Here is a 24,995-nt window from a genome sequence, read left to right on the forward strand (position 1 = left end):
GGCGACCTCATCTGTTCCGCATCGGTCCAGTGAGGTACAGAGGGGCCATATCCCCCTCCGACGAAAGCCATCCCATGAGCAGCCGACCCTGGCCTGACTTCCGTCCCGGCCCCCTGGGCTCCGTCGGCGCGTGGTGGCGGCGGCTCCGCGCCCGCCCCAACGCCGAGCAGTACACGTTCGTCCCGGCCTCGACCTCCCACCAACACCCGTTCGAGTCGCCGCTGCCCAGCGCCGTCTACGGGCTCGACTTCCACGCCAAGATGACGATCCACTGGCGCGTGGACCTGACGACGGGCGCACGGCACAACGCGCCGCGCAGCGCGGCCGTCAACGACGTCATCCACCGGGCCAAGGCCCTCACCGAACGCGCGATGCTCGTCCACCACGCCCCGTTGCAGCACCAGCTCGGCGCGGAGTTGGCGGCGGAGCGGCAGGTCGAGGGCACGCACGTCTGGGCCCGGGCGGACGCGGTCGAGCTGACCGTGGACGAGCACGACCTGGCGATGGCGCGCAAGCACATCGAACTGCTCCAGACCACCACGATGCGCCAGGCGGAACGGGACGCCGAGCGCGCCGAGATCAAGTACCTGCGCGACGAGGTGCTGACCGACCTGTCCAGTGCCACGATCTGGTGGCTCATCCGCAACGGCTACGAGGTGGAGCAGGCGGTGAAGTTGAGCAGGCACCTGGCCGAGCTCGTCGGCATCGCCTCGCAGCGCCGCGACCAGCACTGGGCCGACACGCTCGTCACGTCCTTCGAGAGCGCCCTGCCCCGCCTGGAGGACGGGCACCGCGCCGACGTCCGCCTCCACCTGGCCAAGGCGCTCGGCATCTACGGCGGCTCGACGGTCGCCGCGGAGTTCGCCGAGCAGATCGGCCTGCCCGCTCAACTGCAGCAGAACCAGAACGGCGCCAAGCCCCTGACGTGATTGCCTAACCTGGTGATCGTGACCCACAACCTGACCGAGGCGCGCAGCGCGGCCGTGGCCGGCGCGTTGCGCGTCCTCGCCCGGCTCACGCCGTTCGTCGAACCCGAGCTGATCGGCCTGCGCGAGGTGGTGCGGCCCGGGGACGTGTGCGTCGACATCGGCGCCGCGCTCGGCCTCTACACCGTCTCGCTGTCCCGCCTGGTCGGTCCACAAGGGACAGTGCACAGCATCGAGCCGCTGGTGTTCGCCCACCCCGCGCTGTCCTACCTGCTGCGCCCGCGCGAAAGCCGCAACGTGGTCCGGCACTCCGTCGCGTTGGGAGCGAGCGAGGGTCGTGAGGTCATGAGCGTCCCGGTGCGGCACGGCACACCGGTCACCGGCCGTTCGTTCCTCACCTCGGGCGCGGACGGCCTCGGCTCCAACGCCGAGTTCGCCGAGCACCTCGAAGTCCTGGTGCGCACGGACACGCTGGACCGGTTCTGCGCGGCCAACGCCATCGGCCGGCTGGACTTCGTCAAGGCCGACGTGGAAGGCGCGGAACTGCGCGTGCTGCAAGGAGGTGCGGAGACGATCGAGAGGTTTCGACCGAAACTTCTCCTGGAGATCGAGGAACGGCACGTGCTGCGGTTCGGGTACCGGGCGTGCGACGTGCGGGACTGGCTGGCCGAACGCGGGTACCGGATGCACGCCTGGCACCGCAACACCTGGCGGCCGGTCGAGCGGATCGACGATCGCGTGCGCAACTACCTGTTCGTGGCGCGTTAGCCGTTCCGGGAGCGGTGTTCCGGGCAGCCGTCCGGGCAGCCGTCCTGCCGGCGGGATGTCAGCGGGATGTCAGCGGCTTGGTAGGGCCTGGTGGCGAGGTGGAGCGGGGTCGAGCTCGGAACAGCGGAAGACCCCGGTCCCTGGGGGTGGACCGGGGTCTTCCTGTGGGCCGGTCTACTGGACGTAGACCTCAAGTTCGTAAATCGAGTATCCGTAACCGGTGGCCCGTTGGATACCCGTCATTCGTACGAATCGTGCCGCATCGGGTGGGAACGACGCAAGATCCCGGCCACCATCTCCTGCGGAAGTCGTGTAGACGGTCCGCCACGCGCTGCCGTCGGCGGACAGCTCTATGCGATACGCCTTGGCATAAGCCGCTTCCCACGACAGCACGACCCGGCCGACGGTGCGCGTCGCGCCCAGGTCGACCTGGACCCACTGCTGGTCCGACCAGTCGCTGGCCCAGCGGGTGTCCGCCTTGCCGTCCACGGCGTTCGAGGGCGGCGAGCTGTACCAGCCGCGCTCGTAGCTGCTGGCGGTGGCCGCGGCGCCGGCGGCGAGGTTCGCCAGGCTCGTGCCGCGGCGGGACGGGAACTGCACGACCTGCTGGTAGGTGGGCCGGTTCTGCCAGTGCGCCTTGTCGTGCGCGATGCCGCCCATGGCGCGGTGGATGATGGTGTCGGCGCACCACTGGTCACCCGCCGCGCACGAGTCGTCGCCGGGGTAGACGGTGGTCGCCGGGGTCGCCGCCGCCGCGTTCAGCGCGTCGAGCAGCGCCTGGCGGCAGGCCGCCACGTTCCCGTTGCCGCAGTAGCGGGCGCCCAGGGCGCCGTCCACGTGATCACCGAGGACGGCGCGCAGGTCCTTGTCGACGTAGCTCCACCAGCCGTTCTGGAACGACGAGCCCTTGTGCGGAGCCGAGCCGTGGGTGTCCGACGGTGGTTCGTCGATCTGGACGGCACGGGTCAGCTGCCCGTAGAGGACGTCGCCGAGGCCGGGCTTGAACTGCGCCTCGACCAGGCGCGGCCACCACGCGTCGAGCAACCGGATGGCGTCCGCGTGCGCGTAGGTCTTGCTGCCGCGCGAGGTCTCCTTGCGCAGCGAGCCGGCGCGGTGCCACTCGCGGAGGCGGGTCACGGTGGCGGCGAGGGCGGGGTCGGTGACCGGCGCCGTGTCGATCACGCGGAGGAGGTCGGGCAGGACCTGTTCGGCGCGGAGGTCGGCGACGCCGGCTTCGGCCATGGCCTGGGTGAGGGAGGTGCGGGTGACCTTGCCGCGGTCGATCAGGGCGCGCACCCGGTCGTCCAGCAGGTCGCCCCGGTGCACCGAGCCCATGCCGTAGCCGGACGCGGAGAAGTCGAGCGACTGCTTGTTGTTCCAGCTGATGTAGTAGTCCTGGTTGATCGAGTTCGGGTGCTGCGCGAACGGCGTGTACGCGGCCGTGTTGCGGTCGGCGTCCCAACCGTCCCACTCGTACGCGGCCTCGGCCTTCACCGGCAGGTGCGGGTCGACGGTCGCCTTGCGCACGGGGTTCGCGCCGGAGTTGAAGTACGCGGTGTCGCGCGAGTCCACGTAGAACCAGTTGAACGCGTAGCCGACGTGCTCGGCGGCGCGCTGGAAGTCGGCGGCCGACGTGATCGCGTCGGGGTCGTTGAACTCCTGGAAGCCGATGATCGAGTCGACTTCGTGCAGGTAGGTGGAGCGCAGCGAGGTGTAGGCGACGAACTTGCCGCCGACCTGCGCGCGGCTCTGCACCAGGCCGTACTTGGTGCGGTGCATGACGAGCGAGTACGAGCCGGCGGGTGTCGGGTCGGCCACGGTCGGCTTCCAGGCGTTCTTGCGCTCCAGGCGTTCCATCGGCAGGCACTGGCCGTGGTAGAGGTAGTGGAGCGACGCGGCGGTGGACGTGCCGTTGGAGGGCTCGCAGAGCTCGACGGCGTAGGTGTCGGTGATGTCCTGGCCGGCCGAGGTCGCGCTCCACGAGTAGTCGACGCCGCGGCCGAGCTGCACGTACATCGAGACGCCGGCGAACGACACGCCGCGAGCGCGCAGACCGGGGCCGTGCAGCTCTTGCAGCATCAGCAGTTGCGGGGCGAAGTAGCCGGTCTGCGGTCCCCACACGGCGATCGGGTTGCCGGTGTCGGTGTGCCGGCCCGAGACGACCAGCGCGTTGGACATGCCGTGCTTCTTGGTGAGCAGGTCGGGAGGGAGCACGCCGTCGGCGAAGAGGCCTTCGAGGGGCTTGAGGTCGGGTGGGACGTCCACTGTGGAGGGTGCGGTCGAGGTCTGCGAGTGGACCATCGGTTCGGGGGTCACGACGCCGTTGTCGGGCAGCGCGACGCCTTGGGGCGAGGCGGGGGTCGTGCCGTAGGGGAAGCGCCGGCCGTCGTGCAGCGTGAGCACGGCTTCGGGGTCGTTCTGCTCGCGGAACGACCGCCACACCCGGTCGCCGGCGGTGGCGCCGTACTTGTTCTGCGCGGCCAGCTTGACCAGCGCGTTCTGCACCTCGCCGCCACCGCCCGCGCCGAACAGCCCGCCCACGACGGCGGCGATCGCGACCAGGTCGGTCGGCTGGAACGGCTTGATGTCGTTCCAGTTGGTGATCGCGTCGGCGTGCCCGGTCAGCACGTACTCGCCGGGGAACGTGCGGTTGGCGACGGAGGTGGTGAGGTAGGCGTTGATGCCCGCGATGTAGTCCTTGACGTCCTGCCAGGCCTGCGCCCCGCGCGGACCCTGGGCGGCCACTTGGTCGATCTGCGCCTGGAGGTCGGCCTCGGTGTAGGGGATCTGGTTGTAGAAGCTCTGCTCCAGCGCCCGGTTGCCCTCCGCGCCGCCCGCGAACCCGGACAGCTGGCCGCGACCGAGGTGGCGGAACAGGTCCATCAGCCAGAGCCGGTCCTGCGCGGCGGCGTAACCGGCGCCGAACTCGGTGCCGGACCGGGTCGTCCCGTAGATGTGCGGCATGCCGAGGGCCTTGTCGCGGACGATCGTGACGTCGGCGCGCGGCTTGATCGTGCTCTCGACCTGGTCGGCCGGGACGCCGAAGGAGGCGTCGTTGAAGAACGTGCCCAGCTGCTCGTTGGTCAGGCCGCCGTAGCCGGAGACGAGCGAGTCGTAGCGGCCGAGCTGGTCGGCGGAGTGCGCCGGACGGGTGCCGAGCGCGCGGTGGGCCAGGATCTCGGCGAGGGTGGCGTTGCCGTTCTGGCCGGGTGGCAGCACGTCGTGGCACTGGCCGAGGCAGTGGTCGTCAGGGGTGAACGCGGTGGTTCCGACGTCGGTGGCTGCGGTTCCGGCGGTGGAGGTGGCTGCGGTTTCGGCGGAGGCGGAGGCGGTTCCGGTGGAGGTGGAGGCAGAGGTGGAGGCAGAGGTGGAGGTGGTGGGGACGGTGATGGTCGCGGTGGCGAGGAGTGCGACCACGGCTAGCGATCGGGCGGCTCTCCGCATGACGCGAAGCTCCTTCCAGGCAGGGATCGTGTGACGCACGTTACTGGCTGGTCACAGATTCGCGAAAGACCTTCGCGTTTTGGCTGCGCCGGATGGGTGTGGGGACTTGACGCGGTGATGAGGTATTGGGAAAACAGTTCACATGATGCGACGTCGTTCGCTGCTCACCGGTCTCACCGGTCTCGCCGGTGCGGGGGTGCTCGTTGGTCTGGGTTCCTCGCCGGCGCTCGGCTCACCCGTCCTGCCGATCCGCGGCTGCGCCGACTGGGGCGCGAGGCCGCCGGCGCAGCCGACGACCGTTGTGAACGAACGGCCGGTGCGGATCCTCGTCCACCACACCGCGTCGGCGAACGTCACCGACTACTCGCAGGCGGCGGCGTACGCCAACGCCCGGTGGATCCAGAACCTCCACATGGACACGAACGGCTGGATCGACTCCGGCCAGCACTTCACGAACAGCCGTGGCGGGTTCCTCATGGAGGGCAGGCACGGCAGCCTGGCGGCCTTGCGCGCCGGTGACCGGGTCGTGGTCGGCGCGCACTGTCCCGGCCAGAACACCGCAGCCATCGGAATCGAGAACGAAGGCCTCTACATGGACGTGGAGCCGCCCAAGTCGCAGTGGGACTCGCTGGTGTCGTTCTGCGTGTACACGTGCGAGCAGTACGGCATCCCGCCGTCGGCGATCCAGGGCCACCGGGACTACCGCGACACCCTCTGCCCGGGCGACAAGCTCTACGCCCTGCTGCCACGCCTGCGCCAGGAAGTCGCGCAGGTCCTGAGCTGATCCCGGGTATTTCCTGGCAACTGTGAACAGGCTGAACCCGCGTCCTCCCGTGGTGAGATAACGGGGAATTAACGTCAGCTTGCGTGTTCGTGCACGAGGCTGGGCGGGTACGAACACGAAACGCCAACGCGGGGAGGCGTCGTGATCAAGGTGATGCTGGCCGATGACGAAGACCTCGTCCGGTCCGGCCTTCGCATGATCCTCAGCAGCGCCGGCGACATGGAGGTCGTGGCCGAGTGTGACGACGGGCACCTGGTGGCCGACCTGGCACGCCGGCACCGCCCGCACGTCGTGCTGCTGGACATCCGGATGCGGTCGTCCGACGGGTTGATGGCGCTGCGCAGGCTGCGCGCCATCCCGGACCCGCCGAAGATCGCCATGCTGACCACGTTCGACGTGGACGAGTACGTCTCGGAGGCGCTCCGGTTGGGCGCTTCGGGTTTCCTGCTCAAGGACACCGAGCCGGAGCAGCTGGTGCGGGCGGTGCGCGACCTCGCGGTGGGTGGCGCGGTGCTCGATCCCGGTGTGGCGGCGCGGGTGCTGGCGGCGGTCGCCGACGGTGAACGGGCGGCTGAGCCCGCTCGGCGGTTGCTGGCCTCGTTGTCCGAACGGGAGCGTGAGGTGTTGGTCCTGATCGGACAGGGCATGTCGAACGCGGAGATCGGTGGGACGTTGCACCTGTCCGAGGCGACGGTCAAGGGGTACGTGTCGTCGGTGCTGGGCAAGATCGGTGCGGTGAACCGGGTTCAGGCGGCGCTGGTGGCGTTCAGGGGCGGCCTGATCGCGTGAGTCCTACGTTCGGGGCTCGTGAGTCCTACGTTCGGAGCTCGTGAGTCCTACGTTCGGGGCGCGAGAGTCCTACGTTGGTGGGACGAGAGTTCTACGTTCAGGGGTGGTGAGTTGAACGGTCGGTGGTTGGTGGTGCGGGCCGGCTCGATTTGACATGGGGCCCTTACGGGCACTCCAGGCAGGCCAAAGCCGGCAGGCCCGGCGGGGAAGAGCGTCCCGCCAAGCCTGCCGGCTTCGACCAGCCTAAAGCACCCGAACCCATGTCAAATCGGGCCTCGGCGGTGGGTGCGGCGAGGCCGTGGTGGGGAGTGTCGGGGGTGCGGCGGAGCTGTGGTGGGGTGGCGGAGCCGTGGGGGTGGGTGGATCAGTTGCCGGAGATCGGTTCCGGGGTGACGAGGTGGGGTTCTACTTCGACGCGGTTGCGGCCGAGGCGTTTTGCGCGGTAGAGGGCCATGTCGGCGGCGGCGAAGAGTTGGTCCAGTTTGGCCGGGCCGGCGGCTACGCCGATGCTGACGGTGGGGCGGCAGGTGGGACCGAGGACGACGGTCCAGTCGTGGCCGTCCACGGCGGCGCGGATGCGTTCGGCGACGGTCGGGCCCACTTCCGGGGTGTTGCCGTCGGTGTGGCCGAGCAGGATCACGAACTCGTCGCCGGCCCAGCGGGCGACCAGGTCGGCGGCACGGCACTCGCGGCGGAGGAGTTGGGCGATCTCGCGCAGGGTGGCGTCGCCCGCGGCGTGGCCGGCGTCGTCGTTGACGCCCTTGAAGCGGTCGACGTCGACGAGGACGAGCCAGGGCACGCGGCCGCGGCCGGCGGTGTTCTCCAGGAGGCCGGCGGCGGCTCGTTCCAGGCCCAGGCGGTTGGCCAGACCGGTGAGGGGGTCGCGGGCGGCGGCTTCCTGGGCGGCGACGGCCAGGCGTTGGGCTTGAACGGCGACGCGGCGTTGTTCGAGCGCCTGGCCCAGTCCTTCTTGGAGGGTCTCGGTCGCCGTGCGGCCGGCCGCGACCGAGCAGCGCAGCGCGGTGGCCTCGCCGACGTGGTCGCCCATCTCGGCGCAGATGTCGGCCAGGTCCAGCGAGAACCGCAGGAGCAGGGACGGGTCGTTGATGGACTCCGAGGCGGCGACCGCGCGGCTGGCCAGGGTGCGGGCCCGGACCAGGTCGCCCTGGTCGCGCCGGACCACCGCGAGGACCCAGCAGGCGACCGCGGACGCCCACTTGTCGCCGGCGTCCTCGGCTTGGCGCAGTGCCTCGTGGGCGTGCTCCTCGGCTTGGCCCAACTCGCCGACGCCGGCCAGTGAACGGCTGTAGGCGGCGAGCAGGGCGCGGCGCATGTGCTTCTCTTCTACCAGGTCAAGGCCCTCTTTGAGGTAGCCCCGGGCTTCTTCGAAGATCGCCGGGGCGCGGTCGGGTGGTGAGGAGATCGCGCGGAAGTTCAAGGTGCCGCCCAGGCCTTGCAGGCAGTGGCCGAGGATCTCGACGGCGCTCGGGGAGCGCTCGGCGGCGCGGCGGGCGACCTGGACGGACAGGCGGAGCATGTCCACGGCGGCACGGCGGTTGCCGATGCCCTCCAGGAGGTAGGCGAGGGCGTGCATGGCCTGGGCGGCGGCGGGGTTGTCGCTGTGCTCGCCGTCGAGGTCGGTCCAGCCCTCGGCGGCCAGTTCGAGCGCGAGCGGGATGCGGCCCAGGCGCCAGGCGAGCTTGGCGCGGTCGACGAGGACGGCGGAGCGCTGCCAGCGGTCGGCGCCGGGTGGCACGCGGCTCACCACCTGGTCGAACAGGGTGTTGGCCTCGGGCAGGCGGCCAGCGTTCAGCAACGCCTTGACCTCGAGGTCGAGTTGCGGGGCCTGTCCGGCTACCAGCCGATCTCGCTGCTCCACTCGCGCTGACACTCCATTCCGACTCGGCGATGCGGTACGCGGTACCGCTCGCCGCCGGCACGGCTACCACAGGCTACCGGCCGGAACGCCGGGTGTACCGCTCCTCGTGCAGCACTGCCTCCAGGGGCAGCCGGTTGCGCCAGCCGTGCCGTTCCAGGTCCGGGGTGTCCGGCAGGTCGGCGACGGGCCCGACGCACAGCCAGGCCACCGGGCGCACGGGCTGGGGGATGCCCAGCATCCGGCGGAGCACGTCCTCGCGGTAGAAGCTGACCCAGCCGACGCCGAGGCCCTCGGCGGTGGCGGCCAGCCACAGGTTCTGGATGGCCAGGCACACCGAGTACAGGCCGGCGTCGGCGATGGCGTGCCGGCCGAGCACGGCGGGCGAGCCGCGGTCGGGGTCGTAGGTGACGACCACGCCGACCGTGGACTCCATGATGCCCTCGACCTTGATCCGGGCGAACAGCTCGGCCTGCCGCGGGTCCAGTTCGGCGGCGAAGACGCTGCGCTCGGCGTGGACGTGGTCGCGGAACGCGCGGCGGGTGCGCTCGTCGCGCACGACGATGAAGTCCCACGGCTGGGACAGGCCCACGCTGGGCGCGGCGTGCGCGGCGCTGAGCACCCGGCGCAGCACGTCCGGCGGGATCGGGGCGCCGGTGAACTCACCCCTGGTGTCCCGTCGGCGGTGCAGGACGTCGTAGAAGCTCATTCGGACGATCGTGCCTCACGCCTTCCGGTGAACCTGGCCGGGAGAGCGTGGTGTGCGTCTCAGCCGGGCGTTGAATGGCCGGTCATGGTCGGAACGGTGCACGGGTCCGCGCTGGGTTTCGCGGGTGGAGTGGTGGTGACCGCGCTGGCGGGGAGCTGGCCGGTGTTCGCCCTGCTCCTGCTGGTGGTGGTCGTGGTCGTGGTCTCGTGGTGGACGACCGTGCTCGGCGCGGCGTTGACCGCGGTGCAGTGCTGGGGCCTGTACGGGAGCTTCGTGGTCGGTGACGAGGGCCACCTGGTGGCGGACTGGCCGGCGTTGGCGGTGCTGGCGGTCGCGGGCACGGTGTCGTTCAGCGGGTTGGTGCGGGACCGGTCCGTCGCCGTGGTGGACCCCACGGTCGGGTGACCTTCACCCCGGGTGGAGCCGCGCGGTGGTCCCGGCCGGGCCGCGGAGGTCCGGCCGGGGGCGGTTGGTACAGGAGGGCCGGACACCGTGGTGCGCGTCAGCCGATCGGCCCCTGCGTCTCGCCGTCCGGGGACGTCCGCCACTGGTCGAACGGCCGGTCCAGCCGCCACGCCGCGCCGTCGTGGGTGAGGACCCGGTGCTCGCACGTCTCCAGGTTCGACAGGGACTCGAACAGCTCGATGCTCCACCCGAACAGCCGGCGGCACAGCAGCCGGATGGTGAGGCCGTGCGAGACGACCAGGGCCGTGCCGGGGTGCGCCGGGTCCCGCATCCGGGTCTCCAGGTCGGTCAGGAACGCGGCCAGGCGGTCGTCCACGTCCGCCCCGGACTCGCCGTTGGGCAGCCGGAAGAAGAAGTGCCCGAACGCGTGCCGCTGGTGCTTGAGCACCTCCTGCCGCACCGGGTCCTGGAGGTTGCCCCAGTCCTGTTCGCGCAGCCTCGGCTCGGCCACCGTGCGCTCCTGCTGGTGGCCGAGTTCGAGGTTGCGCAGGGTGGCCTTGGTCCGCACGTACGGGCTGACGTAGACCGCCGCCGGGTCGCCGTCGAGGAGCGCCTTGATCCGCGGCCCGGCGTCGCGGGCCTGTTGTTCGCCCAGTTCGGTCAGCGGGAGGGCGTGGTCGGGGACGCGGCAGTAGGCCAGCTCGTCGACGTTGCCCAGGCTCTGCCCGTGGCGCAGCAGGATGATCCGCACCGCTCCATGGTGCCGGTGTTACATTCGCAGGCGAAACCGGCCGGAAGGTGTCACATGATCAAGTACGTCGCCCTGTACCGGAAACCGACCGACGTCGAGGCGTTCGACGAGGCCTACTTCGCGTCCCACCTGCCGTTGGTCGAGAGGACGCCGGGCCTGCTGCGGGCCGAGGTGGCGAAGGTCTCCCACGTGTTCGTGCCCGGTTTCCTCGGCGAGAACGAGCCGCACGTCGTGGCCGAGATGTACTTCGAGTCCGCCGAGGCCATGAAAGCGGCCTTCGGGTCGCCGGAGTGGCACGCCGCGGGCGCGAACCTGTCCGAGATCGGCGGCGTCGAGCTGGTGGCGATGTTCGCCGCGGAGGTCGTGGACCGGTGATCGCGGTGGTGATCGGCGGCGGCACGATGGGCGCCGGTGTCGCCCACCTGCTCCTGGCCGGCGGGCACGAGGTGGTGCTGGTGGAGGCGGGCGCTGACCGGGCGGCGGCGGCCCGGCGCGCGGTGGAGGCGTCGCTGGCGAAGGCCGCCGACCGGGGCAAGCTGGCCGTGCCGCCGTCCGGTCTGCTGGCCGGTCTGACGGTGGTCGAACGGCTCGACACGCAGGTCGGGCGGGGTGCGGCGCTGGTGGTCGAGGCCGTGCCGGAGGACCTCGGGTTGAAGCGGCGCGTGCTCGGCGACGCGGCCCGGGCGTGCCCGGACGCGGTGCTGGCGTCGAACACGTCGTCGTTGTCGATCTCGGCGCTGGCCGAGGGGCTGCCGGGCGAGCGGGTGCTGGGGATGCACTTCTTCAACCCCGTACCCGTGCAGCAGCTGGTCGAGCTGGTGCACCACCCCGGGGTCGCCGCGGACGTGGTGGCGCGGGTCCGCGGCTGGGCCGAGGAGCTGGGCAAGACCGTGATCGAGGTGCGGGACGCGCCGGGGTTCGCCACGTCGCGCCTCGGGGTGGCGGTCGGCATGGAGGCGATCCGGATGATCGAGGAGGGCGTCGCCTCCGCCGAGGACGTCGACACCGGGATGCGGCTCGGGTACGGCTGGCCGATGGGTCCGCTGCGGCTGACCGACCTGGTCGGGCTGGACGTGCGGCTGGCCATCGCCGAGCACCTGGCGGCCGAGCTGGGCCCGCGCTTCGAGCCGCCGTCGTTGCTGCGGGAGAAGGTCGCGGCGGGTCAGCTGGGTCGCAAGACCGGTCAGGGGTTCTTCACCTGGTAGGGAGGACGTGTGCGGATCCGTGAGCTGACCCCGGACGACGTCGGCGAGGCCGACCGGTTGCGCCGGGTGGCGTTCGGCGGCATCGGCGAGCCGTCGTTGCGGCCCGGCCGGCGCGGGCTGCTCGCCGAGGTGGACGGGCACGTCGCGGGCCTGCTCACGATCAAGGACTTCCACCAGTTCTGGGGCGGCTCGACGGTGCCGATGGGCGGCGTCGGCGGCGTGGCCGTCGACTCCTGGGCACGGGGGCGCGGCGTGGCCGGCGCACTGCTCGACGCGGCGTTGCGGGACATGCGGGAACGCGGCCAGGTGGTGTCCGCGCTGTACGCGACCGTGCCCGCGGTGTACCGGTCGCGCGGGTGGGAGCGGTCCGGCGTGTTCGAGTGGCTGGAGTTCCCGCTGGACCGGATGCCCGCCGGCGCGCGGGTCGCCACCCGGCCCGTGGTGGCGGGCGACCTCCCCGCCTTGCAGGCGTGCTACCTGGACGTGGCGTCCACCGTGGACGGGCTCGTGGACCGCAGCCCGCCGACCATCGCCGCGGACGACCTGCTGGACGAGGCCGTGGTGTCGGTGGTGCCCGGTCACGACGGCGAGGTGCGCGGGTACCTGGCGGCCGAGCGCGACGCCGACGGGCTGCGGGTGCACGACCTGATCGGCCGGGACGTGACGACGCAGCTGGGGCTGCTGCGGGAGCTGGGCGGCTGGGCCGGCGTGCTGGACAAGGCGCGGCTGCTGGTCACGGACCCGGCCGTGACGGGCCTGCTGACGAACCAGGCGATCGAGCACACCGTGACCACGTCCGCGTGGCTGCTGCGCGTGGTCGACCTGCCGGCGGCGGTGGCGGCGCGCGGCTGGCCGGCGGCGGCGTGGCTGAAGCCCGCGGCGGTGGACCTCGACGTGGTCGACGAGCACGCGCCGTGGCACGCGGGGCGGTGCCGCCTGGTGGTGGAGGACGGCTCGGTGCGCGTCGAGGCGGGCGGCAGCGGGGCCGTGCGGCTGCACGCGCGTGCGCTCGGGCCGTGGTTCAGCGGGATGCAGGACAGCCACGCGTTGCGCCGGGCCGGGCTGCTCGACGGCGCCGGCGCGCTGCTCGACCGGCTGGTCGGCGCACCGGGCGTGCCGCGACTGGCGGATTACTTCTGACTGCTCCTAACCTGGCCAGCCGTGCTGCTCGCCGCGTTGGAACTGGTCGGTATCGCCGCGTTCGCCGCTTCCGGGGCGGTCGCGGCGGTGGGCGCGCGGCTGGACGTGTTCGGGGTCATCGTGCTGGCGCTGACCACGGCGTTGGGCGGCGGGATCATCCGGGACGTGCTGCTGGGCGTGCACCCGCCGGCGGCGTTGGTGAGCTGGCCCTACCTGGCGGTGGCCGGTGTCACCGGATTGGTTGTCTTCTGGTTTCACCCGACCGTGGCCAAGCTGTGGCGGGCGGTCCTGCTGCTGGACGCGGTCGGGCTCGGCTTGTTCGTCACGGCGGGCACCACGACGGCGCTCGCGCTGGGCGCCCCGCCGTACGCGGCGTGCCTGGTCGGGATGACCACGGGCATCGGCGGCGGCGCGCTGCGCGACGTGCTGCTGAGGGAGATCCCGCTGGTCCTGCGCCGGGAGATCTACGCGGTGGCGGCGTTGTGCGGCGCGGTCGTGGTGGCGTTCGGCGACTACCTCGGCCTGCCCGCCGTGCCGGTGACGCTGGTCGGGTCGGTGGTCATCGTCGGCCTGCGGCTGCTGGCGCTGTGGCGCCGCTGGAACGCCCCGGTGGCCCGGGACGTGACCGGCCCGGAAACTTGACGGGTAGCTCACACCGGCTTCTCAGGCGGCTCTCAGGACCAGGAGCAAGACTGACCGCATGCGCATCCTCGTTGTCGACGACGACCGGGCCGTGCGTGAGTCGCTCCGTCGCTCACTGCAGTTCAACGGCTACCAGGTCGACCTTGCCGGCGACGGCCAGCAGGCCCTCGAGTCCGTCGTCTCCCAGCGCCCCGACGCCATGGTGCTGGACGTGATGATGCCCCGGCTCGACGGGTTGGAGGTGTGCCGCCGGCTGCGCAGCACCGGCGACGACCTGCCGATCCTCGTGCTCACCGCCCGTGACGCGGTGTCCGACCGGGTCTCCGGGCTCGACGCGGGCGCCGACGACTACCTGCCCAAGCCGTTCGCGCTGGAGGAGCTGCTGGCCCGGCTGCGCGCGCTGCTGCGGCGGGCCGCGTCGGACGCCGAGGAGCCCGCGGGCGCGGTGCTGCGGTTCGCGGACCTGGAGCTCGACCCGGGCACCCGGGACGTGCGGCGCGGCGAGCGGCCGATCAGCCTCACCCGGACCGAGTTCGCCCTGCTGGAGCTGTTCCTGGCGCACCCGAAGCAGGTGCTGACCCGCGGCCGGATCCTGGAGGACGTCTGGGGCTACGACTTCCCCACCTCGGGCAACGCGCTGGAGGTCTACGTCGGCTACCTGCGCCGCAAGACCGAGGCGGAGGGCGAGACCAGGCTGCTGCACACCGTGCGCGGCGTCGGCTACGTGCTGCGGGAGACCCCTCCGTGATCGGTGCCGCCAACGGGCGGCTCCAGCGGGTGTCGCTGCGGGCCCGGGTGACCCTGCTGGCCGCGTTCTGCGTGGCCGGAGCCGTCGCCGTCGTGTCGCTCGGCGCGTACATGACGGTGAGCCGGAACCTGCACGACCAGATGGACGAGAACCTGCGGCAGCGCGCCCAGGCCGCGGTGAACGCGCCGAAGGTCAACAACGACGTCACCGAGATCCCCGGCGCGTTCCTGGCCGCGGGCGACATCCGGATCGGCGTGCTGGACGTGACCGGGCAGATCCTGTACCCGAAGGGCACGGTCGCGCCGCCGACCCAGCCCGCGGACCTGGACGTGGCGCGGGGGTCGCGGCTGGAGAACATCTGGACCGACCTGCGCACCGACTTCCGGGTGATCGCGGTGCCGTACGGCGACGGTCAGGCGATGCTGATCGCGCAGTCCACCAAGCCGCTGAACGTCACGCTGGGCAAGCTGTCCGTGGTGCTGTTCGTGATCAGCGGGCTGGGCGTGCTGGTCGCGGCGGTGGCGGGGACGGCGGTGGCGCGGACCGGGCTGCGGCCCGTGCAGCGGTTGACGGAGGCCACCGAGCGGGTGGCGCTGACCGGCGACCTGCGGCCGATCCCGGTGTCGGGCGACGACGAGCTGGCGTTGTTGTCGCAGCGGTTCAACGCGATGCTGGGCGCGGTGGCGGACTCGCAGGAGCGGCAGCGGCGGCTGGTCGCGGACGCGGGGCACGAGCTGCGGACGCCGTTGACGTCCATGCGCACGAACCTGGAACTGCTGCTGGCCTCGGAGCGGCCGGACGCGCCGACGTTGTCCGACGTGGACAAGGCGGAGATCAACGCCGACGTGCGGGCGCAGCTGGACGAGCTGACGACGTTGATCGGGGACCTGGTGGAGCTGGCGCGTGAGGACGCGCCGCAGGTCGTGCACGAGCCGGTGGACCTGGTCGAGGTGGTGGAGCGCGCGCTGGACCGCGCCAAGCGCCGTGCGACGGACGTGGACTTCGCGGTGGAGGTGCAGCCGTGGTCGTTGCTGGGTGATTCGAGCGCGCTGGAACGCGCCGTGCTGAACCTGCTGGACAACGCGGTGAAGTTCAGCCCGGCGCGGGGCGTGGTGCGCCTGTCGTTGAAGCAGCTGGGCGACGGCAGCGCCGTGGTCGAGGTGGCCGACTCGGGTCCGGGCATCGCCGACGACGACCTGCCGCACGTCTTCGAGCGCTTCTACCGCTCGTCCGAGGCCCGCACCCTGCCCGGCTCGGGCCTGGGCCTGGCGATCGTCAAGCAGGTGGCGGAACGCCACGGCGGCCTCGCCTACGTGGGCCGCGCCCCGGAGGGCGGCGCCATGTTCACCATCCGCCTCCCCGGCCGCCCTTCCCCCGTCCCCCACCACTGACCCCCGCGAGTCGAACCTCCAGGTCCCGCGTGTCCTACGTTCGCGTCGCGCGTGTCCTACGTTCAGAACACCCGAGGTGAACGCTCAGAACACAAGCGGGCTGTTCTGAGCGTTCAACTCGGGGTACCGGAACGTGGGACACGCGCGTTCGGAAGGTTCGACACGCGGGTCAGCCTTTGGTGGAGCCCAGGGTCAGGCCGCCGATGAACTGGCGTTGCAGGGTGAAGAAGACGACCAGGGTGGGCAGGGCGACCAGGAGGGAGCCGGCGGCGACCAGGTTGTTGTCCACGAAGAAGGTGCCCTTCAGGTTCTGCAGGGCCGAGGTGATCGGCATCTTGTCGCCGGTCTGGATCAGCACCAGGGCCCACAGGAAGTCGTTGTAGATCCAGGTGAACTCCAGGGTGGCCAGCGCGGCCAGCGCGGGGCGGCACAGCGGCAGGATCACCTGCCAGTACTGCCGGAACACGCCCGCGCCGTCCACGCGCGCCGCCTCGCTGAGCTCGTGCGGGATCGTCTTCATGTAGTTGCTCAGCACGAACACGCAGAACCCCGACTGGAACGCCACGTGGATCAGCACCAGCCCGAGCTGCGAGTCCAGCAGCACCCCGCTGTCGCTGAGCCAACCGGGCAACGGCGTCAGCAGGTACAGCCGGTACAGCGGCGTCACGATCACCTGCTGCGGCAGCAGGTTGCCCGCCGTGAACAGCATCAGCAGCCCCAGGTTGAACCGGAAGCCGAACCGCGACACCCCGAACGCCACCATCGAGCTGAGCAGCAGCACGAGCACCACCGCCGGCAAGGTCACGACCAGCGTGTTCAGGTAGTAGTGCGGCAGGTCGGCCTGCGTCCACGCGGACGTGAAGTTGTCGAGCGTCAGGCTCTCCGCGATCGAGAAGTACCCGTTGCGCGCCGTGTCGTCGTACGTCCGCAGCGACGCGTACAACGCCCACAGCAGCGGCGCGAGCGTGGCCAGGCACGTCAGGACCAGGAACGCGTGCAGGGCGATGCGCCCCAACGGGATCGAGCGGGGTCGGAAGGCGAACGTCACGCCCGTCCCTCCTCGCGGAACACCTGGACCAGGTAGGTGACGATGAACCCGAGCGAGATCAGCAGCAGGACCACGGCCAGCGCCGAACCCCACCCGATCCGGCTCGACTCGCCGATGATGTTGTCGGTCACCAGCACGGACAGCAGCTCCAGCCCGTTGCGGCCCTTGTTGATCACGTACACGATGTCGAACGCCCGCAGGCCCTCGATCACGGTGACCACGAGCACGACCACGTTCACCGGCTTGAGCACAGGGAACGTCACCCGGAAGAACGTCTGCCACGCGGTCGCGCCGTCCAGCGCGGCGGCCTCCTTCAACGCCGGGTCGACCGACTTCAACCCGGCCAGGTACAGCAGCATGACGTACCCGGTGTGCCGCCACCCGGCCGCGACCAGCACCGCGTACAGGTTGATGTCCGGGTCGCCCAGCCAGTTCACCGGGTCCGAGGCGGCGATGCCGAGCACGTTGTTCAGCAGCCCCTGCTCGGGCTGGTAGATCAGCTGCCAGATGAACCCGACCAGCGCCAGCGACAGCACCATCGGCAGGTACAGCGCGCTCTGGTAGATCCGCCCGAACCGCAGCTGACGGTCCAGCAGCACGGCCAGCAGCAGCCCCGCCACGGTCGGCGCCACGAGCAGGAACAGCAGCCAGACCAGGTTGTGCCGCAGCGCGGGCCAGAACCGGGGGTAGCTGGTGAAGATGTCGACGTAGTTGCGGAACCCGACCCACTCGATGTCGGCGAACCCGCCGATGCCGTCCCACGAGCTGAACGACAGCCCGACCGAGCCGAGCGCCGGCAACCACACGAGCGCGATGTGCACCACCGACGGGATGCCGAGCATCAGCCCGAGCACGAGCTTGTCGCGCGGCGCCAGCGCGGTGGCACGGCGACGCCTGCCGCGCCGGGACGTCGGGGAGGGGGCCGACGTCCCGGCGGGCTCCGGTGGGGACTGCGACGTGGTCACGCCGTCACTCCGAGAAGATCGTCTTGGCCTGGGCGGCCATGCCCCTGAGGATCGAGTCGAGGTCGTCGGGGTCCTGGATGAACGCGTTGAGCCCGTTGGTCGCCGCGTCGCTGGCGAAGCGCGGGTCGGTGTCGCGGTCGAGGAACTGCGTGATGTGCGCGGCGTCCTTGATCACCTGCGCCGACTTCTTCTGCAACGGGCTGTAGCCGGTCGTGTCGGCCTTGTTGGACGTGGGGATCTGGCTCGGGTCGGCCTTGAGGTACGCCAGCTGCGCGGCCGGCGTGGACAGGTACTCCAGCAGCTTGCGCGCGCCCTCGGCGTTGGCGGGCTTGCGGGACATCATGAAGCCGTCGATCGGCGCCTCGACGGTGTCCTGGCCGTGCTCGGGGTTGATCTCGGGGTACGGGAAGAAGTCCAAATCGTCCAGGTCCGGGCCCTTGAACTGCTGCGCCACGAACGAGCCGAGCAGGTACATGCCCGCCTTGCCCTGCTGCAACGCCTGCGCGGCCTCCTGCCACTCGCGGCCGAGCGCGTTCTCCTGGTGGTGGGGCAGCAGCCGCTTCCAGGTGTCGAACACCTCCCGCACCTTCGGTCCCTGCCAGTCCTCCTTGCCTGCCATGAGGTCGACGTGGAACTGGTAGCCGTTGATCCGGAAGTCGAGCTGGTCGAACGTGCCCATGCCGGGCCAGCCCTGCTTCTGCGCGAACGCGATCGGCACGAGCCCGTCCGCCCGCATCCTCGTGGACAGCGCCACGAGCTCGTCCAACGTCTTCGGCTGCTCGTACCCGCGTTGCTCCCAGACGCTCTTGCGGTAGAACACGCCCCACGGGTACTGCACGAACGGGACCAGGTACTGCTTGCCGTCCGAGGCGGTGGACGCCTCCTTCAGCGCCGGCTCGTAGCCGCCGGAGACCTTCGACCACACCTCGCTCAGGTCGCCGGTCAGGCCCTTCTCGGCGAAGAACCGCATCCGGTAGCCCGCGAACCAGGACAGCACGTCGTCCGGCTTGCCCTGGAGGTAGTTGTTGATCTGCTCCTGGTACTGCTCGTGCTGCTTGGTGTTGATCGCGACCTTGAGGCCCGACTCGCCCTCGAACGCCTTCAGCACGGCGGTGATCGCGTCCTTCGGCACCTGGTCGGACTGGTTGTTGCCGAACGACACCGCGTCGGTGGCGGCGCCCCCGCCGTCGGAGCCGCACGCGGCCAGACCGGGCACGGCCGCGACGCCCGCGCCCGCGACGATCGCCCGTAACAGCGCGCGGCGGCCCATCAAGGGGTGGGGGCTGGCGGAGAACCTCGTCATCGTCGCTCCTCCGGGTGACACCAAGCGATGCCAAGTGAACAAAGAGTCAACAAGAGGACTCACAATGTGGTGTCCGCCACAGTGGATGTCAAGCTATTCGACGGTTCTTGTTGGACTGTGTTGACGTTTTCGCGACAAATCGACCACTCTTGTGCCATGACGACTTGGCCCACCGGTGTGCGCGGCCTCGCCTGGGGCGCCGACTACAACCCCGAGCAGTGGCCGGAGGACGTCTGGGACGACGACGTCGAGCTGATGCGCCGGGCCGGGGTGAACCTGGTGAGCGTGGCGATCTTCTCCTGGGCGTTGCTCGAAGTGGAAGAGGGCCGCTACGAGTTCGGCTGGTTGGACCGCGTGCTCGACCGTTTGCACGCGGGCGGCATCCGGGTCGACCTGGCCACCGCGACCGCCGCGCCGCCGCCGTGGCTGACCACCGCGCACCCCGAGATGCTGCCGGAGACCGCCGACGGCGTCCGGCTGGCGCACGGCTCGCGCCAGTCCTACTGCCCCAGCTCGCCGGTCTACCGGTCCAAGGCCGTCGCGCTGGCCCGCGCGCTGGCCGAGCGGTACCGCGACCACCCGGCGCTGGCCGCCTGGCACGTCAACAACGAGTACGGCTGCCACGTCTCGCGCTGCTACTGCGACCGGTGCGCGGTGGCGTTCCGGGCCTGGCTGCGAGTCCGCCACGGGACGCTGGACGTGCTGAACGAGGCGTGGGGCACGGCGTTCTGGAGCCAGCGCTACACCTCGTGGGAGCAGGTGCTGCCGCCCCGGGCCACGCCGACGTCGCACAACCCGGGCCAGCTGCTCGACTTCGACCGGTTCTCCTCCGACGCCCTGCTGGAGCTGTACCGGGCCGAGCGGGACGTGCTGCGCGAGGTCACCCCGGACGTGCCGGTGACCACGAACTTCATGGCCGCCTCGTTCTCCGCGCTGGACTACTGGAAGTGGGCCGCCGAGGTCGACTTCGTCTCCAACGACCACTACACGATGGGCGAGGACCCCGACCGGCACGTCCACCTCGCGTACTCGGCCGACCTGGTGCGCGGCCTCGCGGGCGGCCGGCCGTGGCTGCTGATGGAGCACTCCACGTCCGCGGTGAACTGGCAGCCGCGCAACATCGCCAAGCTGCCCGGTGAGCTGCGGCGCAACTCCTACGCCCACATGGCCCGCGGCGCGGACGGCACGCTGTTCTTCCAGTGGCGGCAGTCGCGGGCGGGCGCGGAGCGCTACCACTCGGCGATGGTGCCGCACGCGGGCCCGGACACGAAGGTGTACCGCGAGGTCGAGCGGGTCGGCGCCGAGTACCGGCGGATCGCCGAGGTCGTCGGGTCGACCGTGGACGCGTCGGTCGCCGTCGTCTTCGACTGGGAGTCCTGGTGGGCCCTCGGCCAGTCCGGGCACCCGACCGGGGACTTCGTCTACTCCGAGCACGTCTTCGCGTACTACCGGGCGTTGTGGCGGGCCGGGGTGACGGTCGACTTCGTGCCGCCCGGCGCGGACCTGTCCTCCTACCGGCTGGTCGTCGTGCCGGCGCTGTACGCGGTGGACGACGCGACGCCGTACGAGGAGTACGTCGCCGCCGGCGGCCACCTGCTGGTCACGTACCTGTCCGGCGTCACGGACACGCGCGGCCACGTGCACCTCGGCGGCTACCCCGGCGCGTTCCGCGAGCTGCTCGGCGTGCGCACCGAGGAGTTCCACCCGCTGCGGGCGGGCGAGGTCGTGGCGCTGGACGACGGCTCGTCGGCCCTGATCTGGACCGAGCACCTGCACGTCGACGGCGCGGAGGTGGTCGCCTCCTACGTCGACGGCCCGCTGCCCAGTGTGCCCGCCGTGACCCGCCACGAGCGCGGCGCGGGCGTCGCCTGGTACGTGGCGTGCGGCCTGTCCGGCGACGGGCTGGAGCGGCTGGTGCGGAGCGCGCTCGACCGGGCGGGCGTGCCGGTCGGGCCGGGCGGTGACGTCGAGGTGGTGCGTCGGCGCGGTGAGGTGGCGGGCTCCGCCGTATCGTGGCTGGTCGCGGTCAACCACGGGGCCGGCGACGCCGAGCTGCCCGCGGTGGGTGTCGAGCTGCTGTCCGGCACGCGTGCGTCCGGCGGTGTGGTCGTGCCCGCCGGCGGCGTGGTCGTGATCCGGGAAGAAGGGGTGTGAGGTGCTGGCACGCCAGCGACAAGCGGTGATCCTGGAAGAGGTCCGCCGCACCGGCGCGGTGCGGGTGAGCGACCTGGTCGTCCGGCTGGGCGTCTCGGACATGACCGTGCGCCGCGACCTGGACGTGCTGGCCGCGCGCGGCCTGGTGGAGAAGGTGTACGGCGGCGCCACGTCCGTGGTCGGCCGCAGCACGGACGAGCCGGGCTTCGAGGCCAAGTCGGTGCGCCAGCTGCCGGAGAAGGAGGCCATCGCGGCGTTCGCCGCGGGCCTGGTGCGCCCCGGCACCGCGATCGGCCTGTCGGCCGGCACCACCACGTGGACGCTGGCCCGGTTCCTGGACGACATACCGGACCTGACCGTGGTGACCAACTCGATCCGGATCGCCGACGTGCTGCAGCAGAGCGGGCGCACGGACCGCACGGTGGTGCTCACCGGCGGGGTGCGCACGCCGTCGGACGCGCTGGTCGGACCGGTGGCCGTGCAGGCGCTGCGGTCGCTGCACCTGGACGTGGTGTTCCTCGGCGTGCACGGCATGGCCGAGCGCTCCGGCTTCACCACGCCCAACCTGAACGAGAGCGAGACCGACCGCGCGCTGGTCGACGCGGCCGGGCGGGTCGTCGTGGTCGCCGACCACACCAAGTGGGGCACCGTCGGCATCTCCACCATCGCCGCGCTGGACGAGGCGGACGTGCTGGTGACCGACGAGGGATTGGCCGAGCCCGCGCGGGCGGTGCTCGGCGAGCAGGTCGGTGAACTGGTCCTGGCGCACGTGCCGGGCCGCGGAGAGGAACTGGCGTGAGGCGCACGGCGGGGGAGCTGGCCGATGGTCGCGAGATCATCTACTTCGACGACACCCCGGACGCGCCGCCGCGCGACGCGGTCGACACCCGCGACCTGCCGCGCACGCAGCCGCTGTCGGAGGTGCGGCGGGACCCGTTGACCGGCGAGTGGGTGGCGATGGCCGCGCACCGGCAGACCCGCACGTACAAGCCGCCGGCCGACCTGTGCCCGCTGTGCCCGTCCACGCCCGGCAAGCCCACCGAGGTGCCCGAGTCGAGCTACGACGTGGTGGTGTTCGAGAACCGGTTCCCGTCGTTCGCCCAGGGCGTGCCGGAGCTGCCGTCCACTGTGGACGGGATGCCGATGGTGGCGCGGGCGGCCGGGCGCGGCCGGTGCGAGGTGATGTGCTTCACCTCCGACCACGACACGTCGTTCGGGTCGCTGCCCGCGTCACGGGTGCGCACGGTCGTGGACGCGTGGGCGGACCGCACGGCGGCGTTGAACGCGACGCCGGGCGTCGAGCAGGTCTTCCCGTTCGAGAACCGGGGTGAGGAGATCGGCGTGACGCTGTCCCACCCGCACGGTCAGATCTACGGCTACCCCTTCGTGACCCCGAAGACGGAACGGATGCTCGCCGTCGCGGCGGACTACCAGGCGTCACACGGCCGTCCACTGATGGGTGACATCCTGGCCGCTGAACGCGCGGTCGGCACCCGTGTCATCGCCGAGAGTGAGCACTGGACGGCGTTCGTGCCCGCCGCGGCGCGGTGGCCGGTCGAGGTGCACCTGGTGCCGCACCGCCAGGCGCCGGACCTGCCCGCGCTCACGGACGCCGAGCGGGACGACTTCGCCGGCCTCTACCTGACCGTGCTGCACCGCCTGGACGCGCTCTACGACCGCCCGCTGCCCTACATCGCGGCGTGGCACCAGGCGCCCGTGCGCACCGGTCGTGACCTGGCGTGGCTGCACCTGGAGGTGTTCTCGGTGCTGCGCGCCGCGGACAAGCTCAAGTACCTGGCCGGCTCCGAGTCGGGCATGGGCGTGTGGGTGAACGACGCGACGCCGGAGCAGATCGCCGAGAGGTTGCGCGGCTGAGCCGACCGGCTGAGATCCGGGCGGACTCACAAGTGATGCCCAGTTTCGTTTAAGGCTCCTCTCAGGCGGGCACCGCACAGTGGTGGACATGACCGAAGACGAGCAGCCGAAGCAGCCACCGCAGTCTCCGCCGGCCCAGCCGCAGAGCCCGTGGGCGCGCGGGGGCGCCGGACTCGGTCACGAGGACGCCGGTGGTCGGCAGCAGGGTGCCGACCGGCCGGGCAGCGACGACACCGGCGCCGTGCAGGGCGGCGCCGGTGCGTCGGAGTCCGTCGGCGCGGGAGGTGCCTGGCAGGGAGCCTCGACGCGGCCGCGGGACGTGACCGACGGGTCGGCGGCAGGGGCCGACCGGTCGGCGGCGGGGTCGGCCGGTGTTCCGCGGGGGAGCACCGGCCACCCGGCCGACCTGTACCCGGACAGCGCGACCTCGACCGCTGCCACCTCGAACTCCGGCTCGCCGGCCGCTCCGCACGCGAGCGCCGCCGAGCCCGTGCCCGGGTCGTCGGACGCGTGGTCGCGTCCCGGTCGCCCGGATGACTTCGGCTCGCCGGCCGCCTCGCAGGGTGCCGCCGGCCTGTCGGGAACCGGTCGGGCGGGTGCCGTGCAGGGCGGCGCCGGCCCGACCGGAGCAGGTGTGGCCGGTGCTGTGCAGGGCAGCGCCGGTCATCCCGGAACCGGTGGTCCCGGCGCCGTGCAGGGCGGCGCCGGGCTGCCGGGACCCGGGCCGGAGGCCTGGCAGGGAGGCTTCCACCGCCCGGAGCACACCGGTCCGCACGGCGTCCCGCGGACCGGCGCCCAGGACCACCCGGGCTCGCCGGCCCACTTCCCCTCGGGGTCGGCGCAGCCCGGTGGGCCGGGCCCGTACTACGCGCCGCCCGGCTCGGTCGCCGCCCCACCCCGTCCGCCGCGGGGCCGCGGCAAGGTCGTGGCGGGGGTCGCCGCCCTCGTGCTCGCGATCGGCGGCGTCGCGGGCGGTGTCGGCGGGTACGTCGGCTTCCAGGCCGCCGAGGACGCCAGGCCCGTGACCAACGCGCTCAACCAGGCCCCGCCCGCCCGGCAGAGCTCCGACGCCCCGACGGGCTCGATCGAGCAGGTGGCCCAGAAGGTGCTGCCGACCGTGGTGCAGGTGCAGGTCAACGGCGGCGCCGGGTCCGGCTTCACGCTCAGCTCCGACGGCCTGGTGCTGACCAACAACCACGTGGTCGAGAGCGCCGCCGCCGGCGGGCCGATCAAGGTCCAGCTCCAGGACGGCCGCTCGTTCGACGCGAAGATCGTCGGCCGCGACCCCACGTCCGACCTGGCCGTGGTGAAGGTGGAGGACGTCTCCGGTCTGCCCACGGCCGAGCTGGGCAACTCCGGCGACCTGCGGATCGGCCAGGAGGTCGTGGCCGTCGGCTCGCCGTTCGACCTCAACGGCACGGTCACGTCCGGCATCGTCAGCTCGCTCAACCGCCCGGTGCGCGCCGGCGGCCAGCAGGGCGGCGTGGACACCGTGCTCAACGCCATCCAGACCGACGCCGCGATCAACCCCGGCAACTCGGGCGGCCCGCTGGTGAACATGCGCGGCCAGGTCGTCGGCATCAACTCGGCCATCTACAGCCCGAACTCCAGCCAGTCCGCGCAGGGCGGCTCGGTCGGCATCGGCTTCGCCATCCCGATCGACCAGGCCCGCCGCACGGCCAAGGAGCTGTCGGAGACCGGCAAGGCCACCCAGACCGTGCTCGGCGTCCAGGTGGGCGACGCGCCGGAGGGCGGCGCGGTGGTCCGCGACGTGACCGGCGGCGGCGCGGCGGAGGCGGCGGGCATCAAGTCCGGCGACGTGATCACCAAGTTCGGCGACCGGCCCATCGACGCCTCCGACTCCCTGGTCGCGGCCGTCCGCTCCCGCGCGCCGGGCGAGAAGGTGCAGCTCACCATCGGCAAGGACCGCACGGTCGACGTGACGCTCGGCAGCCAGCCCGTCGAGATCCGCTAGCCCGGGATCCTCTGGCCTGAGATTCGCTGGCGCCCGCGAACCGCCGGCTCCCGTGCCCGAGCCGGTCGTGGAGGCCGCACACCGGCAGGTGACCGCC

Annotated in this window: 22 protein-coding genes; 15 read left to right on the forward strand and 7 right to left on the reverse strand. The window is 71.7% G+C overall.

Annotation, left to right across the window (positions count from 1 at the left end):
* The first annotated feature begins 74 nt into the window (after positions 1-74).
* On the forward strand, positions 75-929 hold the full coding sequence (locus ACQPYE_RS03280; protein ID WP_498719052.1) for a hypothetical protein: 855 nt from the start codon (positions 75-77) through the stop codon (positions 927-929).
* A gap of 18 nt (positions 930-947) precedes the next feature.
* Entirely contained in the window at positions 948-1,694 is a 747-nt protein-coding gene (locus ACQPYE_RS03285) for an FkbM family methyltransferase (RefSeq protein ID WP_498719053.1), read from the forward strand.
* A 174-nt stretch (positions 1,695-1,868) separates the two neighbouring features.
* Here ACQPYE_RS03285 and ACQPYE_RS03290 read toward each other — a convergent pair whose 3' ends face one another.
* Positions 1,869-5,138 carry a penicillin acylase family protein gene (locus ACQPYE_RS03290; protein WP_498719054.1) on the reverse strand — a complete coding sequence of 1,090 codons (3,270 nt, stop codon included), beginning with the start codon at positions 5,136-5,138 and terminating at the stop codon, positions 1,869-1,871.
* 145 nt (positions 5,139-5,283) lie between these two features.
* Here ACQPYE_RS03290 and ACQPYE_RS03295 point away from each other — a divergent pair, with 145 nt between their 5' ends.
* Positions 5,284-5,922: a peptidoglycan recognition protein family protein gene (locus ACQPYE_RS03295; RefSeq protein WP_498719055.1), complete on the forward strand. Its 639-nt coding sequence runs from the start codon at positions 5,284-5,286 to the stop codon at positions 5,920-5,922.
* A 141-nt stretch (positions 5,923-6,063) separates the two neighbouring features.
* Entirely contained in the window at positions 6,064-6,711 is a 648-nt protein-coding gene (locus ACQPYE_RS03300; protein WP_053719266.1) for a response regulator, read from the forward strand.
* 364 nt (positions 6,712-7,075) lie between these two features.
* Here the strand turns inward: ACQPYE_RS03300 and ACQPYE_RS03305 are convergent, their stop codons facing one another.
* Together ACQPYE_RS03305 and bluB are read right to left on the reverse strand one after the other, a co-directional pair.
* Entirely contained in the window at positions 7,076-8,590 is a 1,515-nt protein-coding gene (locus ACQPYE_RS03305; protein ID WP_498719056.1) for a GGDEF domain-containing protein, read from the reverse strand.
* Positions 8,591-8,663: 73 nt separating this feature from the next.
* A complete protein-coding gene (bluB, locus tag ACQPYE_RS03310; RefSeq protein WP_498719057.1) occupies positions 8,664-9,296 on the reverse strand; it encodes a 5,6-dimethylbenzimidazole synthase in 633 nt (210 codons plus the stop codon).
* Between the two features lie 84 nt (positions 9,297-9,380).
* Here bluB and ACQPYE_RS03315 point away from each other — a divergent pair, with 84 nt between their 5' ends.
* Positions 9,381-9,701 carry a hypothetical protein gene (locus ACQPYE_RS03315; RefSeq protein ID WP_498719058.1) on the forward strand — a complete coding sequence of 107 codons (321 nt, stop codon included), beginning with the start codon at positions 9,381-9,383 and terminating at the stop codon, positions 9,699-9,701.
* 97 nt (positions 9,702-9,798) lie between these two features.
* On the opposite strand, the gene ACQPYE_RS03320 is transcribed toward ACQPYE_RS03315, so the two are convergent.
* The gene (locus ACQPYE_RS03320; protein WP_498719059.1) at positions 9,799-10,452 is read right to left on the reverse strand and encodes a histidine phosphatase family protein; all 654 of its coding nucleotides are present in this window, start codon (positions 10,450-10,452) and stop codon (positions 9,799-9,801) included.
* Positions 10,453-10,506: 54 nt separating this feature from the next.
* Here ACQPYE_RS03320 and ACQPYE_RS03325 point away from each other — a divergent pair, with 54 nt between their 5' ends.
* From ACQPYE_RS03325 to ACQPYE_RS03350, 6 genes are read left to right on the forward strand one after another with little or no spacing between them, the layout of a single operon-like run.
* The gene (locus tag ACQPYE_RS03325; RefSeq protein WP_498719060.1) at positions 10,507-10,827 is read left to right on the forward strand and encodes an EthD family reductase; all 321 of its coding nucleotides are present in this window, start codon (positions 10,507-10,509) and stop codon (positions 10,825-10,827) included.
* Complete coding sequence (locus tag ACQPYE_RS03330; protein WP_498719061.1) at positions 10,824-11,657, forward strand: 3-hydroxyacyl-CoA dehydrogenase family protein; 834 nt, start codon at positions 10,824-10,826, stop codon at positions 11,655-11,657. Before ACQPYE_RS03325 ends, ACQPYE_RS03330 begins: the two co-directional genes overlap by 4 nt.
* Before the next feature lie 9 nt (positions 11,658-11,666).
* Positions 11,667-12,797: a GNAT family N-acetyltransferase gene (locus ACQPYE_RS03335; protein ID WP_498719062.1), complete on the forward strand. Its 1,131-nt coding sequence runs from the start codon at positions 11,667-11,669 to the stop codon at positions 12,795-12,797.
* Between the two features lie 21 nt (positions 12,798-12,818).
* A complete protein-coding gene (locus tag ACQPYE_RS03340) occupies positions 12,819-13,439 on the forward strand; it encodes a trimeric intracellular cation channel family protein (protein ID WP_498719063.1) in 621 nt (206 codons plus the stop codon).
* Between the two features lie 58 nt (positions 13,440-13,497).
* A complete protein-coding gene (locus tag ACQPYE_RS03345; protein ID WP_123744229.1) occupies positions 13,498-14,187 on the forward strand; it encodes a response regulator transcription factor in 690 nt (229 codons plus the stop codon).
* On the forward strand, positions 14,184-15,578 hold the full coding sequence (locus tag ACQPYE_RS03350) for a sensor histidine kinase (protein ID WP_498719064.1): 1,395 nt from the start codon (positions 14,184-14,186) through the stop codon (positions 15,576-15,578). Before ACQPYE_RS03345 ends, ACQPYE_RS03350 begins: the two co-directional genes overlap by 4 nt.
* A gap of 169 nt (positions 15,579-15,747) precedes the next feature.
* Here the strand turns inward: ACQPYE_RS03350 and ACQPYE_RS03355 are convergent, their stop codons facing one another.
* The 3 genes from ACQPYE_RS03355 to ACQPYE_RS03365 are packed head-to-tail and all read right to left on the reverse strand — an operon-like array spanning position 15,748 to position 18,894.
* Positions 15,748-16,626 carry a carbohydrate ABC transporter permease gene (locus tag ACQPYE_RS03355; protein ID WP_498719065.1) on the reverse strand — a complete coding sequence of 293 codons (879 nt, stop codon included), beginning with the start codon at positions 16,624-16,626 and terminating at the stop codon, positions 15,748-15,750.
* The gene (locus tag ACQPYE_RS03360; protein ID WP_498719066.1) at positions 16,623-17,591 is read right to left on the reverse strand and encodes a carbohydrate ABC transporter permease; all 969 of its coding nucleotides are present in this window, start codon (positions 17,589-17,591) and stop codon (positions 16,623-16,625) included. Before ACQPYE_RS03360 ends, ACQPYE_RS03355 begins: the two co-directional genes overlap by 4 nt.
* Positions 17,592-17,595: 4 nt before the next feature.
* Positions 17,596-18,894, reverse strand: coding sequence for an ABC transporter substrate-binding protein (locus ACQPYE_RS03365; RefSeq protein ID WP_498719067.1), 1,299 nt, complete (start codon positions 18,892-18,894; stop codon positions 17,596-17,598).
* A gap of 156 nt (positions 18,895-19,050) precedes the next feature.
* Here ACQPYE_RS03365 and ACQPYE_RS03370 point away from each other — a divergent pair, with 156 nt between their 5' ends.
* From ACQPYE_RS03370 to ACQPYE_RS03385, 4 genes are all read left to right on the forward strand, one after another.
* On the forward strand, positions 19,051-21,048 hold the full coding sequence (locus tag ACQPYE_RS03370) for a beta-galactosidase (protein WP_498719068.1): 1,998 nt from the start codon (positions 19,051-19,053) through the stop codon (positions 21,046-21,048).
* A gap of 1 nt (position 21,049) precedes the next feature.
* Positions 21,050-21,847 (forward strand): DeoR/GlpR family DNA-binding transcription regulator, encoded by a 798-nt coding sequence (locus ACQPYE_RS03375; protein ID WP_201438442.1) that lies wholly within the window; start codon positions 21,050-21,052, stop codon positions 21,845-21,847.
* Positions 21,844-22,923: a galactose-1-phosphate uridylyltransferase gene (gene galT / locus ACQPYE_RS03380; RefSeq protein WP_498719069.1), complete on the forward strand. Its 1,080-nt coding sequence runs from the start codon at positions 21,844-21,846 to the stop codon at positions 22,921-22,923. Before ACQPYE_RS03375 ends, galT begins: the two co-directional genes overlap by 4 nt.
* A gap of 88 nt (positions 22,924-23,011) precedes the next feature.
* Entirely contained in the window at positions 23,012-24,898 is a 1,887-nt protein-coding gene (locus tag ACQPYE_RS03385) for a S1C family serine protease (RefSeq protein WP_498719070.1), read from the forward strand.
* The last annotated feature ends 97 nt before the right edge of the window (positions 24,899-24,995 follow it).

This window comes from Actinosynnema sp. CA-299493, from assembly GCF_050946825.1.
In the GTDB taxonomy this organism is placed as follows: domain Bacteria; phylum Actinomycetota; class Actinomycetes; order Mycobacteriales; family Pseudonocardiaceae; genus Actinosynnema.